Raw genomic sequence first — 15,065 nt, 5'->3', positions numbered from 1 at the left:
CTATAACACCATTATTCTATCATTAAATTAATCAACACATTATTAAAACACAGCCTTTTGATATATACTGTTTTATAACGATAGTATCAGCAAGTTTACATCTGCTGCTAGATAACGACCCTATAACTATAAGGATAATAAGTTTGAGTAGCTTTGATAACATGAGTGATAACGTGAATAATTCAGATAATTTTGATGAGTTTTTTGAGAATATCGGCTATCGTTTCGACGAATCATTTAGTGGTGGTTGGGATCGTCTCACCCAATCTATCAAAAATATATATGATAAAACAACGGATAAGTTTGAGGATGAGCTTGCGCTGCCTGTTGCACAAAAATACGTCAACGATGCGCTGCAAAAATTCGTCACCGACAATGTCAAAGCCATCTTAGAGCTGCGCGTTGAAATGCACGATGACTGGTTTCGCTTATATTGTACGATTGATGTGGCAGGTATTTATATTGAAGTGGCCAGTAACTTTAGCTTAATTCATGTACAGCTTGATCGCAATGTACAGCGTTTTGTCTTCGGTCAGCAGACGTATACCGATGTGTTAAACCTACGCTGTGAGTCCATTATCAAACGTCAAGGTATCAAGCTTTTTATCTGGTTCTATCACAGCGTCCTTAAAAAAGACCCATTAGGCTTTATTCTGTCTTATATCAATATCGCGCGCGCAAAAGATGAAGTCATCTATCTGGATATCCATCGCTGGCTTAAGAAAAATAAAAAAATCATCAGTACTCTGCATAAAGTCCAAGTCAATTATGGCGAGCTTGAAGAAGAGCAAATGATTTTGAAAACACAAATTAATTATCGTGATTTACTAGCGGGCAGTAGCAATGAAGACATCATCGGCGATGATGATGAGCCTGAGCTGATGCAAGGCCCTATCCATCCAATAGATGACGCGACCGAACCGAGTCAGGTTTAAAACACTATAGCTATTACATTTTTTATGAAACGTAATAGCTATAACCAACCATGCATCTACCAGTAATTCTCTACTGCAATATTACCTTCCCCTCGACGATTCATTACCAAACCCAGTGTTTTTAACGCCTCTTTGGTGTCTTCTACCATGTCGGGGTTGCCGCACAGCATGGCATGCGTGCTATCGATATCCAGTGCCACCCCTACTCGCTCTTGCAGCGTACCATCCAATAGTAACTTGGGCAGACGTTCTGTCAGTGCGCCTTCGACAGGCTCACGGGTGACGATTGGGATGAATGTTAACTTCGCTGGACTCTCAACCAACGAACCAAAGTCTTCTTGCAAGCTTTGAATCTTTTCGATATAGGCCAGCTCTTCTAGCGAGCGTGCGCTATAGGCCAATACGATATGCTCATAATCTTCCCATGTCTTCAAATCCTGTAACATGGACAAAAATGGCGCTAGTCCAGTACCAGTCGCCAGTAGCCATAAATCTTTTGGCAGAGGTTTTTGATATCGGGCTAAGGTTAAAAACCCAAATGGCATGGTATTAAGTAGCAGCTCATCACCTACTTGCAGGTGTTGCAGCTGCGAGGTAAATGCACCATCCGGAATCACGATAGAGAAGAATTCTAACACCTCATCAAAGGGCGAAGAGACAATCGAATAAGCGCGAAAGATGTCCTCGTTCAATGCCTCATCAGCCACCTCCTCCATGGCTGCACCCGATACTTCTGCTTGCTGCTTATAATACTGTAGCTGACTGGGATTAACGCCCAAACGCACAAATTGACCCGCCGTAAACTTAAAACTATCAGGACGACTGACGGTAAAGCTAAATAAGTTTGGTGTCCAAGTGGTTTTGCTAAGCACGGTTACCGTTTGAATATTGTCACTCATAATAATTAACCACCCTATTTTACTGCTATTTATTGTTATAGAAAGTTAGAACGTACCAACAAAAAAGATGCGCCAAGCTTATCATAAAGCGGGCGCATCTTGGTTTTCTAACCGTAACATCCGATGAGTAGCCGTATCAGCGTATAGTCGATCCAATTTTAAAAGAGTACAGCGCTACTGGGATTAATTATTCGCAGCCTTTGTCGGCGTAGGCACAACAAGCAAGAAAAATTCATCCCAGTAGCGCGTTATAATACTTGTATTGCTTTTATTTAGGACTGGCTATACCACTACTTATCTTTTTTATATTTACCAAATACGAGCCAAGCTTGCCCACTCAATCATACTATTTGGTAAGATACCAAAGAAGATAATCATCGCTGTCACTGCAATTACCATAATACCGCCGGTACGGATAGCCCATTGACCAGAAACATCAAACTCGATGAACTGTTTCGGACGTTTAAATAGCGTGAGCATAACGCGCAAGTAATAGAATAAACCAATAGCACTACCCAAGATAATCATTGCCGCCAAGAACCAATTGGTTCCTTGTACCGCAGCCAAAATCGCAAATAGTTTGGTAATAAAGCCTGCCGTCAGTGGAATACCTGCCAATGACAACATCATAATAGTCATGACAGCAGTCAATACTGGGCGACGCCAGAACAGTCCTTGATAATGCGTCAACTCATCTGCCTCACCAGACAAACGGTAAGGGCTCGACATCAACGTCACTACGCCAAAGGCACCGATAGACGTAAAGGCATAAACCGCCATATACATACTAGAGATACTATCAGCAGCCGTACCGATACTGACGATAACGATCAACACATAACCCATATGGGATATTGAAGAATAGCCCAATAGACGTTTGAGACTGGTTTGGCGTACGGCTAATAAGTTACCGACCAAAATCGATAAGGTGGCCATGACCATCAATAACATCTGTATAGATGGCAATGCCAATAAAGACGTATCGATTAAGAAACGAACTGCCAGCGCCATCATCGCTACTTTTGTGACCGATGCTAGGAAAGTAGCAATCGGTGCTGGTGCCCCTTCGTAAACATCGGGTGTCCACATATGAAAAGGTGCAGCTGACAGTTTAAAGGCAATACCGAACATCATCATTGCCGCACCAAGTATCAGTAGTGGCGACTCAAAAACATCGCCCAATACCATACTAATCGGCTTAAAGGCCAACGATCCTACTTCTGCATAGATAAACGCCATACCCATCAGTAACGTCGCCGATGCCGTCGCTGATAGTACCAAGTACTTTAGCCCCGACTCAAGCGAACGGTTGCGCATATAGGTATACGACAGCATGCCATACAGCGGTATAGACAGCATCTCTAAGCTCATAAAGAATGACGCTAAATGCTGAGCACTGACCATCAGTAGCGCACCGATCGTCGATAGCAACATCAGCAAATATAGCTCATCTTTATTGTCTTTTAGATCGGCCAGATACGCATAAGACAGCGTACAACAAGCCAAAGCACAGATAAAGATAACCACCATATTAAACTGAGCAAAGTTGTCAATGACAAATAACTGCTCAGCGTTTGGCAGGACAGTGCCGCTATTTATAATACCAGTCATTTGCCCAATTAAAGTAAACAGCGCAATATTGAGGCCGACGACCGTGACCGTTCCTGTGACAATATGTGAGCGTTTAACGGCGATGGCAATCATAACCACCAAGACCGTTATGACGACGGCAAGGAGTGGTGCATAAGGCAGCAATCCCATCAAATCATTCATCGTAATATCATTCATGACTTAACGTGCCTCCATTGCATCAAGCAGTTGCGATGCATCTACTTGTGTTACTTGACTGTATATATAAGCATTATTAATCCACTGCATCGCATGACTTGACGTATCAAGGAATGGCTGTGGATATAGACCAAGCCAGACTAAGCCTGCTGCCAACATCAATAACAACGACAGCTCGCGCTTACCCAAGTCCTTTAATGGACGCTCAGGCAAACCGTGTAATTTGGTTTCTTGCATAGCGACCGCTTCGATATTGTTTTTACCAAACAACGCGCGATGAATCAAAATAAGCGAGTATAACCCTGCTAGTACTAAACTGAACGTTGCAAATACCACAAATACTGGATATTGAGCAAATGCACCCAGTAAAATCATAAACTCGCCAATGAAGTTACCTGTACCTGGAATACCCAGCAATGCGGCACAGAAGAACATCAGTATCGGCGCATAATAACGGAACTGACCCCACATACCGCCCATCAAGGTTAGATCCCGCGTATGTAGACGCTCATATAACTGACCTGCCATGATAAACAGTGCCGCTGAACTTAGACCATGCGCCAGCATTTGAATCATCAGGCCTTGCAAGCTGAGTAAGGTTCCAGCGTAAATGGCTAAGACCACAAAGCCCATGTGCGAGATACTGGTATAAGCGAGCAAGCGCTTCATATCGGTCTGCATAAAGGCCAACCATGCACCGTAAAAGATACCAATCGTACCTAAAGTCATGGCTATCGGCGCAAAATCTTGTGATGCGGCTGGGAACAGTGGTAAGACAAAACGAATCAAACCATAAGCTGCGGTCTTAATCAAAACACCCGCTAAATCCACCGAACCTGCGGTTGGGGCCTGCGCATGCGCATCGGGTAACCAACCATGAAACGGAATAATCGGCAACTTAACCGCAAAGCCAATAAAGAAGCACAGCATGATGGGATACTCCCAACCGCCGAGCGACGTACCCAGTAAGTCATTATAGTTAAAGCTCACTACCCCTTTTTGGGCGTAGCTAATAATGACCAATACCAAGATACCGACGAGCATGATAAGCCCAGACGCTTGGGTATAAATAAAGAACTTAGTTGCTGCATATTCCTTGGTTTTACCAACGACATCATGACCCCAAATCGCGATCAAGAAGTAGATAGGAACCAGCATCATCTCCCAAAAGAAGAAGAATAAGAACAAATCAATAGCTAAGAAAACACCGATGACCCCGCCTAAGCTCCATAGCAAGTTCAAATGGAAGAAACCAACACGGCGTTGAATCTCATTCCACGAACAAGCCACTGCGGCAATACCAAGCAGCCCTGTTAGCGCAACCATCATCAGCGATAAACCATCCATCGCTAAGTGAAAGCTGATACCAAAGCTTGGTATCCACGGCACCATAAATTCAGCAACCCAAGGCACATTTGAATCTGGCGCAATCACCTGCTTACTCATGCCAGAAAAATCACCGTATTGCCATAATACTAATGACAATACAAAGGTCAAGATCATACCAATCAAGGCAATCCAGCGCGGTAAACGTTTATTAAACCGCTCAACCAGCCAACATAGCAACCCTGCAATAAAAGGAATTGCGATTAATGCTGGTAGCATCCACGTTTGTTGTAACTCTATCATCTTATACCACCGTCATCATTACCAGCACTAGCAATACAGCCATACCCAAACCAAAGCTTGCAGCATAACCTCGAAGTGACCCTGTTTGCGTCGCAGACAATACCTTATTACCCGCCGAAGCCAGCTTAGGTAAGGTGAGCCACGTTTTATCGATAGGGTCGGCTTTAAATAAGCGGCCGATGAACAAAAAGGGTTTTACAAAAATTATATCGTACAGCGCATCGAAGCCCATACCATGGTAGCACCAGTGATATAGCGCCCCACCAATACGCGAACGCTTAAAGCTCGTGAGCATACGACCTTTATCCACAACATATAATAATGCCGCGATTATCAAACCAGCCAGCATCGCACCCATGGCGATATACTCTGCCGTGTGCTTACCATCCGCTTGATTGGCCACTTCTAATAAATGTCCAACGCTCTCTGGCAATACGCCTTGTAATGGTGGGGTAATCCATGCACCAACCGCGGTCGACAGTACCAGTAGTACGGTAAGCGGCAACCAATATGACACACCAGATAATTTATGCGCAGGGGTTTTTTCTTCACCAAAGAACACAATCCAAATCATACGGAAAGTATAAAGCGCGGTTAAGAAAGCACCGAATACACCCATATAGAACAATACTAGATGACCTGTTGCATAGCTTTCCCAAAGAATCGCTTCTTTAGAATAGAAACCAACAGTGACCCAAGGTATCGCCGCAAGTGCACCGCCACCGACGATATAACACCAAAATACCAACGGTATCTTTTTGCGTAAGCCGCCCATCTTAAAGATGTTTTGCTCATGGTGAACCGCAAGAATCACCGCACCTGATGATAAGAACAACAATGCTTTAAAGAAAGCATGGGTCATCAAGTGGAAGATTGCGCCTTGCCACGCACCAACGCCGAGTGCTAAGAACATGTAGCCAATTTGACTCATGGTTGAGTAGGCAAGGATACGTTTAATATCGGTCTGTGCCAGCGCACAAAAACCAGCAACGACCAGCGTTAACGCCCCTACGCCGCCAACCCAATATAGTAAGATACCTGGGGTCAGCTCAAACAATGGATGGAGACGGGCGATTAAATAAACCCCTGCCGTGACCATCGTTGCTGCGTGAATGAGCGCCGATACTGGCGTCGGACCTGCCATCGCATCAGCAAGCCATGTATGTAATGGTAGCTGCGCTGATTTACCCATCGCACCGCCAACAAGCATCATGGTGATCAGCATCATGGTCGGGTTATTAATATCAAAAATTTCTGGGGCGCGGGTAATAATCTCTTGAATATTAAGCGTACCGAATTCACGGAATAATAAGAACAAACCAAAGGCTAAGAACACATCGCCGACACGGGTCACGGTAAAGGCTTTCATCGCTGCCCGACCATTAGCGCGGTCATGGTAATAAAAACCAATCAGTAAGTACGAACAGATACCCACGCCTTCCCAGCCGAGATATAGCAAGAATAAATTATCCGCCAATACCAGCAATAACATACTGGCGACGAACAAGTTCATATAGCTAAAGAAACGAGCAAAGCCTGTATCGCCCTTCATATACCAAGCGGCAAACAGATGGATTAAAAAGCCAATACCAGTAATAACACCAGTCATGGTTAATGCTAAGCCATCAAAGCTTAAGCCAAAATTTGGCGCAAAATCCCCAACTTGGAACCATGTCCACAGCGGAATTTCTACGACCGTACCAGCGGGGTTGCTGGTCAAAAAAGTATAACTAACCACCAGCGTACATAATGCCGATAGCAGCATACTACCGACACCGACAATCGCTGCCACCTGCTCGCTTAACTTGTCGCGCATAAAGGCTAAAATCAAAAAGCCAACGAGCGGGAATATAAAGGTTAATGGTAATAAACTCATGACATCATCCTTTCATCTCATTGGCGCTATCGACATCGAGATGCCCACGCTGATGATAAAACCGCAATAATATTGCCAAACCAATGGCGGCCTCTGCTGCTGCTAGGGTCAAAATAAAGATAAACATAATCTGTCCATCTGGATCGACCCAGCGACTACCTGCTACCACAAATGCTAGTGCCGCCGCATTCATCATGATCTCAAGACTCATCAGCATAAATAAGAAGTTACGCCGTACCATGACACCGCACAGACCAATCGTAAATAAGATACCTGCCAAAATTAAACCATGGCTCATGGGTATCATACCCAGTACATTCTGCGCCTCAGCAACAGGCTGTACTAAGCCTGCCACCTCGTGGGCAAACGGCACGTTTGACAAGTCTTGTGCCACGCTCGCTGCTAGTACCATCAGTCTGACTCCTTGCGCGTGACTTTCTTAGTACCGACCTGCATACCTACCTTCTTACCAACGTAGTCGTGCGGGTCAACATCTTTATATTCGTAAGGTTCCGCCATTTTTACCGCATCACTATCTGTATATGTGCTGTCATCATATTTGCTGACAGTGTCATATTGCTTGATACTTCCTACACTTGGCTGAAAATCTTGACTGTCATTGCCAACTATCTCATCATCTACAGAGGTTTTACCTAGATGATACGCGGCAACCAAAGCGCCTAATAATAGCAAAGCCGCCACTTCTACCAGCATAACGTATTTGGTAAATAACACGGTGCCGACCGCTTTGGCTGAAATAGTCGACCCGCCAATCATGGCTGTCTCGTCAGGATTAAGCCCAATCATCGCATACAGCACAACCGCGATAATAAGCGTCAACCCTGTCGGTATCGCCCAAGTGCCAGCATCAAGCCAACGCTCTTCGCGCTCCTCGTTACTCATGCCCAGATTGAGCATCATAATCACAAAGACGAACAGCACCATAATGGCACCAGCATAGACAACAATCTCAAGTGCACCAGCGAATGGCGCGCCCAATACAAAAAATATGCCTGACAGGGCCAATAACGACACAATCATTGATAAGATAGCATGGACTGGATTGGCATGGATTATCACGCGCAAACTGGCAAATATTGCCACAGCTGCAAGTGAATAAAACCCTGCCAATTCAGGGTTGTTTAAAATATTCATCATGGCAGCAAGCTCCTTAGATCAATCGGTGCAGATTCGTTTTGCGCTGCGCCTTTTGGTTTGTCCGCTACCGCCATACCCGTCACACGATAATAGTTATAATCGGGATATTTACCTGGTCCTGAAATCAGCAAATGCTCTTTTTCATAAACCAAATCTTGGCGTTTATATTCACCCAACTCAAAGTCAGGGGTCATTTGAATGGCTGTCGTTGGACACGCCTCTTCACACAATCCGCAAAAGATACAGCGTGAAAAGTTAATCCGGAAAAACTCTGGATACCAGCGACCATCTTCGCGCTCAGCTTTTTGTAGCGAGATACAGCCAACCGGACAGGCCACCGCACATAAGTTACAAGCAACACAGCGCTCATCACCATCAGGGTCACGAGACAATATAATACGTCCGCGAAAACGTGGTGGTACTGGCACCGGCACTTCAGGATAAAGAATGGTGTCACGTGGCCTGATCGCATGGCTATTAACCATCCACATACTGCGGATAATAGTATAAAAACCAACGATAATCTTTTTTATGCTATGAAACATGGGGTTATTATCCTTATCATCTTTACCCTAATCCATCATTAATATCATTACTGATGACTACCAATAACTGTTCAAAACTATGTTATTGGGGTCGGGGAAAAGATCAAAATTACTGCGGCAGTAACCAATAAATTAATCAAGGTTATCGGCAGGCAGACTTTCCAGCCAAAATTCATCACCTGATCGTAGCGCGGACGGATGAGCGAACCGCGTGCCAAAATAAACATGGTCATAAAGAATAATGTTTTAATCATGAACCAAAAAGCAGGTGGAATAAATGGGATATTTAAATTAAAAGGCGCGAGCCAACCACCAAAAAACAGGCAAGTCATCAATGCTGAAATCAAGACGACGTTGACGTATTCGCCAATAAAGAACATACCAAACTTCATGCCAGAATATTCGACATGGTAACCTTCGGCCAGCTCTTGCTCTGCTTCAGGTTGGTCAAAAGGATGTCTGTGCGTTACCGCCACCCCTGCTATTACAAAGGTTAAGAATCCAAAAAACTGTGGAATAATATACCAGCCATCAGCCTGTGCTTCGACAATCGCGCGCAAGTTAAACGAGCCCGTCAAGGCCACAACACCCATCAACGACAGACCCAAGAACACTTCATAGCTGATCGTTTGGGCAGCAGAACGTAGGCCACCCAGTAGCGAGAATTTATTCGCTGATGCCCAGCCACCGAACATCACTGCGTAGACTGCAATACCGGCCATGGCAAAGAAGAACAAAATACCGATATCCCAGTCAGCCACGCCAAGCGTTGGTGAGATAGGAATAATGGCAAATGAGGCCAGCGCAGTAAACATCGCAACTGCCGGCGCCAAGGTAAACATAAACTTATCGGTGAACTTTGGTGTCCAATCTTCTTTGAAGAAGATTTTTAGCATATCCGCAACCAGCTGTAATGAGCCAAATGGTCCGACACGGTTTGGACCATAGCGGTCTTGCCAAAGCGCTAGCATACGGCGCTCATAAACAATCATTAAAGCGGCGACTATCACAACGACTAAAAAGATAACCAACGATTGCACGACCAAAAATAGTATTGACCACGTATCATAGGTCATCATACTCGCCAAAAAGCTTGGCACATCAGGGATAATACGGGTAACTTGCATATTACACCTCCTGTGTGGTGGTCGGCGCTACACTTACTGGTGTTGCGCGGTTATCGTCCATGCCATGACCAGCATTATTGGCTATCAAAGAACCGTCATCGGCCATACTACCCATCATGGTCACTGGCGCATCAACTTTGCGTACCGAAGCGGGCATCATGGGATGGATAATATCCACCTGCCCAACGGGATAGCCGATACAGCCTTCTGCTAAGTAACCAACGAGTTGAACTGGCAGTGTGATTTGTTGATTATCAATCTCAATCGCTAAGTAATCACCTGCAGCGATACTCCAGTCTTTGGCATCGTCGATACCGATACGCCATGCTGCAACAGGGAGCTGCTCAGCAACCACTGGGCTACGTGATGCCATCATTGAGCTGGCATAAAGGTTATAAATAGGCACCAGTTTTGCTTGTCCTTGCTGTATATCAGTGGTAGTCGCAGACATTGCCTCTGGCGCAACATATTGACGAGTGGCTAGGCGCTCGAATTGATCGAACAGACGCACACCCGGATCTCCGTTTTTGAGATGACCACCGACTTTGTCTTGGTATTTATTCCAAGCTTGTGGCGAATTCCAACCTGCCGCACTGGCAAAAGGAATCATCGAGCTTGGCGTTTGTTTACCGCTATAGCCTTCCATTGAAAAAGTTAAACCAGTATCTAAATCTTTTGGCTGCATCGGCTCATGGACAGATATCGGCGCACGCATGGCGGTACGACCTGAATAGCGACGCGGCTGACGGGCAATTTTCAGCCCGTTCATGCGGTAGTCCGCATCAGGTGCTGCACCTTTGATACCAGCAAGCTTAGGATGCGTCGCTATTAGCGCATTGATTACATCATCAAGCTGCGTCCAGTCGACATCACGGCCTTCAATGCTGCTATGCACGGCGTGTAGCCAGCGCCAGCCTTCTTTAATACTGCTCATCGGATGGTAGTATTCATTGTCATAAACTTGGAAGAAACGCTGCGCACGGCCTTCGGCAGATACCAATGTGCCGTCTGCTTCGGCAAAGCTTGCCGCTGGTAGTACGATATCGACATCTTTGTGCCAATCAAGTAGCTGATGATCCAAGGCAATGACGGTTTTATCAGTCAATAGCTGGGTCAACTTATTGGCATCGATAGCATCAGTCAGCTGGTTTTCAGCGACTATGACCACATCAAAATCAGTCGCCAACAGCTCTTCTACGGATTGACCGCCAAGCAGACATACCCCAATACTATTGGCATCGGGAACTGCTAAGTAAATCCCTGCTTGCGCATGATATTTCTTATTCACTTCTTTGAGCTCAAGACTATTTTCTTTGAGCTCAAGGCTGTCTTTTTTTAACTCACTACTGTCAGCAGGCTCACGCTCAACGTCGTCTTGCGCTTCTGTATCAACGCCAGTTTCAGGTTTTTCTGGCTTAGCAGACAAATCTTTATCTTCTGTTTGCTGAGCAGTTGCTGCTTGTGCTTCGGCAGCACGTACCTGTTCATTATGCGTATCAACTTGCTGCTGCTCAGTGGCTTTAATGGCGCTGCGCTTTTGGCTTAGTACTTGGGTAATTTGCGCCGCCGCTTCTATCAAAGCAGTAGACGACAAACTGCTGCCCGAGACCACCAAAGGCTTATCGGCTTGTATCAAGTCATAAGCGATTTGCTGCGCCAGTACTTGCATACCATCCATTTCAGCATCTTGTTCTGCTGTCTGTGGATCTACTATTTCCAATAAATCATCGGCAAAACTGGCAATTTCATCAGCCACTTTAAAACCAAGTTTAGTAATATCTTCAGGTGTTGCAACCACGCTGACTTTGCTAATGTCTTCGAGTTTGGTTTGGGTGACATCGATGACGTATACCGGACTTTGTGCGCCTTGACCAATGCGTTTGACTGGCTCAGCCAACCATGGTTGCGTTTTCGCAGCAGCGGCCATTTTAATGGCTTCATTTTTTGCTGCTTGACGAATCGATAACGCCACACGCGATGAGGTTTGAGTAATATCTTCACCCAACACCAATACTGCATCGTGGCTTTCAATATCAGCCATGCCGGGGTTATAAATACCCTCAGTACTCAATACTTCAATACATTTGTTGACCAGTGCTTGCTGCTGATGATTAAGACCCGTTGAGAAGTTATCAAAGCCAACCAGATTTTTTAGCGCAAAGTTAGTCTCTAAACTGGCGCGTGGAGAGCCAATACCGATGACTTTTTTATCTTTAATACGCTTAATGGTTTCATCAAGGGCATAATCGATGTTGATTTTGACATGCTTGTCATTGATACGCTCAAGCGCTTGGGTTGGACGGTCTTCACGATTGACATAACCATAACCAAAACGACCGCGATCACATAAGAAATAACGGTTTACTTCACCATTGTAGCGGTTTTCGATACGGCGCAATTCACCATAACGCTCACCTGGCGAAATGTTACAACCTGCTGAGCAACCATGACAGATACTTGGCGCGTACTGCATATCCCACTTACGGTTATAACGTTCAGAGTGCGTTTTATCGGTAAATACACCGGTTGGGCACACTTCGGTTAAGTTACCTGAGAATTCACTTTCGAACTGACCGTCTTTATCGCGACCAAAATAAACCCGCTCGTTTGTACCATAAACGCCTAAATCTTCACCACCCGCGTAGTCTTTATAAAAACGTACACAGCGGTAGCAAGCGATACAACGGTTCATTTCATGGGCAATAAAGGGACCAAGCTCTTGGTTATGGTGGGTGCGCTTGGTGAAACGATAGCGACGACGATGATGACCCGACATATACGTCATGTCTTGTAAATGACAATGCCCACCCTCTTCACAGGTTGGACAATCATGCGGATGGTTCACCATCAATAGCTCAACCATCGACTTACGGAACGCTTTGGCCTCATCGTCAGTCACTGAGATGTACATGTCATCGCCTGGTGCGACCATGCATGACATCACTAAGCGACCACGACCTGCTTCCATATCTTCTTTGTTTTGATATTGCTTAACCGCACACAGACGGCAAGAGCCTACTGAACCTAAGGCTGGGTGATAACAAAAATACGGCACATCAATGCCAAGTGATAAACAAGCTTGAAGCAAGTTATCTGCGCTATCTACTTCGACAGTGGTTCCATCAATATGTATGACTGCCATGCCGCTCTCCTTATTTCACTACTGGCTGTTGATTGGCTGCAGCATCAATGACATCTACACCAACCGCCTGCGTGATTTTTTGATCAAATTCTGGACGGAAATATTTAATCGCACTCATCAGAGGTTCCATCGCACCTGGAGCATGGGCACAGAAGGTTTTACCAATCCATAAGTCACGCGTTAGACCTTCTAGTTTCTCGACATCGCCCACTTGACCTTCACCATCATTGATAGCGGTGAGCAGTTTGACACCCCACGGTAGACCATCACGGCATGGCGTACACCAGCCGCACGATTCACGTTGGAAGAAAATCTCAAGATTGCGCAATAATGGCACCATATCTTGCTCTTCATCGACGACCATAATCAGCCCAGTCCCCATACGGCTACCGGCTTTTTGAATGGTGTCAAAGTCAACGACCGTATCTAAATGATCAGCGGTCAAAAAGTCGGTTGATGCGCCACCAGGAAGCCATGCTTTAAGCTTTTTGCCCTCGATCATACCACCCGCAAAGTCTTCGATAATTTCACGCGCCGTATAACCGAATGGTAGCTCCCATAGACCGGGGTCATTGACCAAACCCGAGCAACCAAATAGCTTAGTGCCTGGGGTTTCGACCACGCCTTTGGCTTTTGGCAGGTCTTGATACCATTTGCTACCGTGTAAAATAATGGCTGAGACGTTATGCAAAGTTTCTACATTATTCACGATCGTTGGACGACCCCATGCTCCAGCAACTTGCGGGAATGGTGGCTTAGTGCGTGGATTAGCGCGGCGACCCTCTAAAGCATTCAATAGCGCCGTTTCTTCACCGCAAATATAGCGACCGGCACCGGTATGGACGTGTAAATCAAAGCTAAAGTCTGAGCCTAAGATGTTATCGCCGACCAAGTTATTGGCACGCAATTCTTCAAGAGCCGCAGTTAGACGCTCCGCTGCTAAGATGTACTCACCGCGAATAAAGATATAACCAGCGGTTGCACCAATCGCATAAGCTGATATCAACATACCTTCGATAAGTTGTAGGGGCAGACGTTCCATCAGCAAACGGTCTTTAAAGGTACCCGGCTCCATCTCATCGGCATTACAAACCAAATAACGTGGACCGCCATCAGGTGGTGCCATCAGCGACCACTTAATACCTGCTGGGAAACCTGCACCACCGCGACCTTTTACCACGGCTTCTTTAATGGTATTCAACGTATCATCTGGCGATTGGTTTAAGGCTATTTTTAATGCTTCAAAACCACGCAGTGATTCATAAGTTGCTAAATCCAATACTGTGTCATGATGCGCCAAACGCCATGTCAATGGTTTGGTTTCGCTGGTCGCCGTTTCTTTATCACCATATACTGGGATGCGCTGCTCATTTAATTGGCTTGGCGCTTTGCCTTGACCGCGACGAGCGATCTGCTCTGTAATCGTTAAACTCATGCGTATAGCTCCAACAATTGGGCGACCTCGGTGGGTTGGACAGGACCATAAGTGTCTTCATTAATCAACACCGCAGGACCTTTGTCACAATTACCCAAACAGCAAATCGGCAATAGCGTAAAGCGACCGTCAGACGTCGTTTGACCGTAGTCGATGCCTAGCTGCGATTTTAATTCAGCCGCCAGCGCTTCATAGCCTGTCAGATAGCAAGCCACAGAATCACAAATTAAAATGACATGACGACCGACTGGCTGACGATAGATACGGTTAAAGAAGGTTGCTACCCCATCCATATCGGTCATAGGCACATTTAAAATATTAGCAATAGCATTGACTTGTGCATCATCAACCCAGCCGTTACGCTTTTGCACAATCTTTAGTGCATCTAAAGACGCTGCCCGCGGATGGGGATAATGATGCATATATTCACGAATGGCCGCAATTTCTTCAGCGGTTAAGATACTTGCCACATCTACTTTTGGCATTTTATCGGAAACAATTCTCATAATCTTTTTCTTTCCTCACTCAGCC

12 protein-coding genes are annotated in these 15,065 nt (G+C 45.5%); 1 reads left to right on the top strand and 11 read right to left on the bottom strand.

What is annotated here, in order from left to right; translation table 11 throughout:
* Window positions 1–161 precede the first annotated feature (161 nt).
* Window positions 162–935, top strand: a complete 774-nt coding sequence (locus EI162_RS04745; protein ID WP_192523279.1) for a hypothetical protein — start codon at window positions 162–164, stop codon at window positions 933–935.
* Window positions 936–991: 56 nt separating this feature from the next.
* Here the strand turns inward: EI162_RS04745 and EI162_RS04740 are convergent, their stop codons facing one another.
* The 11 genes from EI162_RS04740 to nuoE all read right to left on the bottom strand — a co-directional run bounded on the left by EI162_RS04740 (window position 992) and on the right by nuoE (window position 15,040).
* The gene (locus EI162_RS04740; protein ID WP_192523274.1) at window positions 992–1,834 is read right to left on the bottom strand and encodes a ferredoxin--NADP reductase; all 843 of its coding nucleotides are present in this window, start codon (window positions 1,832–1,834) and stop codon (window positions 992–994) included.
* Window positions 1,835–2,143: 309 nt separating this feature from the next.
* The gene (gene nuoN, locus EI162_RS04735) at window positions 2,144–3,622 is read right to left on the bottom strand and encodes an NADH-quinone oxidoreductase subunit NuoN (protein WP_192523273.1); all 1,479 of its coding nucleotides are present in this window, start codon (window positions 3,620–3,622) and stop codon (window positions 2,144–2,146) included.
* Window positions 3,623–3,625: 3 nt separating this feature from the next.
* Window positions 3,626–5,251: an NADH-quinone oxidoreductase subunit M gene (gene nuoM, locus EI162_RS04730; RefSeq protein ID WP_192523272.1), complete on the bottom strand. Its 1,626-nt coding sequence runs from the start codon at window positions 5,249–5,251 to the stop codon at window positions 3,626–3,628.
* 1 nt (window position 5,252) lies between these two features.
* A complete protein-coding gene (nuoL, locus tag EI162_RS04725; RefSeq protein WP_192523271.1) occupies window positions 5,253–7,127 on the bottom strand; it encodes an NADH-quinone oxidoreductase subunit L in 1,875 nt (624 codons plus the stop codon).
* 4 nt (window positions 7,128–7,131) lie between these two features.
* The gene (gene nuoK / locus EI162_RS04720; protein WP_192523278.1) at window positions 7,132–7,440 is read right to left on the bottom strand and encodes an NADH-quinone oxidoreductase subunit NuoK; all 309 of its coding nucleotides are present in this window, start codon (window positions 7,438–7,440) and stop codon (window positions 7,132–7,134) included.
* A 98-nt stretch (window positions 7,441–7,538) separates the two neighbouring features.
* The gene (gene nuoJ / locus EI162_RS04715; protein WP_192523270.1) at window positions 7,539–8,285 is read right to left on the bottom strand and encodes an NADH-quinone oxidoreductase subunit J; all 747 of its coding nucleotides are present in this window, start codon (window positions 8,283–8,285) and stop codon (window positions 7,539–7,541) included.
* Window positions 8,282–8,830 carry an NADH-quinone oxidoreductase subunit NuoI gene (gene nuoI, locus EI162_RS04710; RefSeq protein ID WP_225735216.1) on the bottom strand — a complete coding sequence of 183 codons (549 nt, stop codon included), beginning with the start codon at window positions 8,828–8,830 and terminating at the stop codon, window positions 8,282–8,284. The genes nuoJ and nuoI overlap by 4 nt, the downstream gene beginning before the upstream one ends.
* Before the next feature lie 77 nt (window positions 8,831–8,907).
* Entirely contained in the window at window positions 8,908–9,909 is a 1,002-nt protein-coding gene (nuoH, locus tag EI162_RS04705) for an NADH-quinone oxidoreductase subunit NuoH (protein WP_192523276.1), read from the bottom strand.
* A 49-nt stretch (window positions 9,910–9,958) separates the two neighbouring features.
* A complete protein-coding gene (gene nuoG, locus EI162_RS04700; protein WP_192523269.1) occupies window positions 9,959–13,099 on the bottom strand; it encodes an NADH-quinone oxidoreductase subunit NuoG in 3,141 nt (1,046 codons plus the stop codon).
* Window positions 13,100–13,109: 10 nt separating this feature from the next.
* A complete protein-coding gene (gene nuoF / locus EI162_RS04695) occupies window positions 13,110–14,534 on the bottom strand; it encodes an NADH-quinone oxidoreductase subunit NuoF (protein WP_192523268.1) in 1,425 nt (474 codons plus the stop codon).
* Complete coding sequence (nuoE, locus tag EI162_RS04690; protein WP_192523267.1) at window positions 14,531–15,040, bottom strand: NADH-quinone oxidoreductase subunit NuoE; 510 nt, start codon at window positions 15,038–15,040, stop codon at window positions 14,531–14,533. The genes nuoF and nuoE overlap by 4 nt, the downstream gene beginning before the upstream one ends.
* Window positions 15,041–15,065 lie beyond the last annotated feature (25 nt).

This window comes from Psychrobacter sp. FME6, assembly GCF_014861365.1.
In the GTDB taxonomy this organism is placed as follows: Bacteria; Pseudomonadota; Gammaproteobacteria; order Pseudomonadales; family Moraxellaceae; genus Psychrobacter.
The sequence above is the reverse complement of the archived record's forward strand: the minus strand, read 5'-3'. Positions and strand labels throughout refer to the sequence as shown.